This is a genomic window from Longimicrobiaceae bacterium (assembly GCA_035936415.1).
Lineage (GTDB): Bacteria > Gemmatimonadota > Gemmatimonadetes > Longimicrobiales > Longimicrobiaceae > JAFAYN01.
The window spans coordinates 1-1766 of sequence record DASYWD010000416.1; the positions used below are offsets into that span (position 1 = coordinate 1).

At 74.4% G+C, this 1766-nt stretch carries 2 protein-coding genes; one reads left to right on the plus strand and one right to left on the minus strand.

What is annotated here, in order from left to right; genetic code table 11:
* Window positions 1–744, minus strand: a 744-nt coding sequence (locus tag VGR37_16830) for a nucleotide sugar dehydrogenase (protein HEV2149074.1), incomplete at its 3' end; no start/stop codon positions are given.
* A 406-nt stretch (window positions 745–1150) separates the two neighbouring features.
* On the opposite strand from VGR37_16830, the gene VGR37_16835 reads away from it, so the two are divergent.
* The coding region (locus VGR37_16835) for a hypothetical protein (protein ID HEV2149075.1) at window positions 1151–1766 on the plus strand (616 nt) is incomplete at its 3' end.

Here is a 1766-nt window from a genome sequence, read left to right on the forward strand (position 1 = left end):
CCCCCAGACGTCCACGCCCAGACGGTCGCACGCCTGCGCCAGCTCGTTCGCCAGCGCGATGTTGATCATCCGGAAGGTGTTCTCGTACACCTTCACCAGCTCGGCCGCCTCGGCGCTCTCGACCGGGACCATGGTGTCGAACACCCGGCTGTAGAAGGTCAGCCCCGCCTCCAGGCACTCCGGCGTCGCCCCCCCGATCACCTTGGGCGTGTTGCGCGTCTGCCAGCGGATGTTGCCGGGGTCCACGCGCTCCGGGGAGAAGCAGAGGAAGAAGTCCTTCCCCACCTTCAGCCCGCTCTCCTCCAGGATGGGGAGGAGCACCTCGCGGGTGGTGCCCGGGTAGGTGGTGCTCTCCAGGATCACCAGCTGCCCCGGCCGCAGGGTCGCGGCGACCGCCTTTCCGGCCGCGACCACGTAGGAGAGGTCCGGGTCCTTGGTCTTGTTGAGCGGGGTGGGGACGCACAGGGAGATCACGTCGCACTCCCCCAGCCGCGAGAGGTCGGTGGTGGCGGTGAGGAGCCCCTCGCCCACGTACGCCCGCACCACCTCGCTGGGGACGTCCAGGACGTGGCTCTCCCGGCGCCGGATCCCGGCCACCACGCCCTCGTTCACGTCGAACCCGACGACGCGGTAGCCGCTGCGCGCGACCTCCACGGCGAGCGGCAGACCGACGTAGCCGAGGCCGACCACGCCGGCCACGGCGGTGTGGTCCCTGCACTGGTCCAGAAGCATGCGGTTCTTCATCGTGCCTTCCCGGAGGGGCCGCCACGCGCCGGGGGATCCGGAGCGGAGGGCGGCGAGAATGCCTGCGCTGGCGTGGAGTCGTTGCCGGCGTCTGCAGAAGCACCCGCCGTGCCGTTCCGGGCATCCCCCCGCCGGGGCCGCCGGGTGGACGCCCGCGCGGTGCGGGACGGCAAAAGCCACGCTCGTTTCCGCGCGGCCGCCGTGCGCCGGCTCCGCTTCCGCGGCCCTCCGCCGGCCGCTCCCGAGTGTCGCGGGAGCGCCACACGTGTGACGCCCGGGGGCCTCCGGCGAGCCGGGGGGGCATGGATCTTCCACGCCCCGGCGCACACGGGCGGCCCCCTGTTCCCGCCCCGTGTCCGGCGCTTATCGTACCGGCCGGCGACCCACACCTCCATCCCCTTTCCGAATGACCTTCACACGTACCGACGTCCGGGAGCGCCTCGCGGGAACGCGGGCGTACGCCGCGCTGCGCGAGCTGCGCCGCCTCCCCGACCGACTCCTCCACCCGCGCCGCCGGCGGGCCGCGCTGCGCGAGCTGCGGGAGATGGACCGCCCGGCCGTGGCGGTCTTCGTCTGCTACGGGAACATCTGCCGCAGCCCGTACGCGGCGGCCGTCTTCGCCCGCTCCCTCCCCCCGGAGCTGGCGGGGATCCGGGTCTTCTCCGCCGGGATGGTGGGGGCGGGGCGCCCCGCCCCGCGCGAGGGGATCGCGGTGGCGGCGCGGCGGGGGATCGACCTGACGGCGCACCGGGCCACGCTCCTCACGCGGGAGCTGGCGCGCACCGCCGGGCTGGTGGTGGTGATGGGCGAGGACCAGCGCCGCAGCGTACGGCGCGACTTCGGGCGGGAGGAGGGAGGCGTCGTCGTGCTCGGCGACCTGGATCCGCTCCCCATCGACCTGCGCACCCTGCGCGACCCGTGGCGGCAGCCGGAAGCGGTGTTCGAGGAGAGCTACGCCCGCATCGACCGCTGCGTCCGCGAGCTGGTGCGGGCCCTCGCCGGCCCGGAGGCCGCCCTCCCGG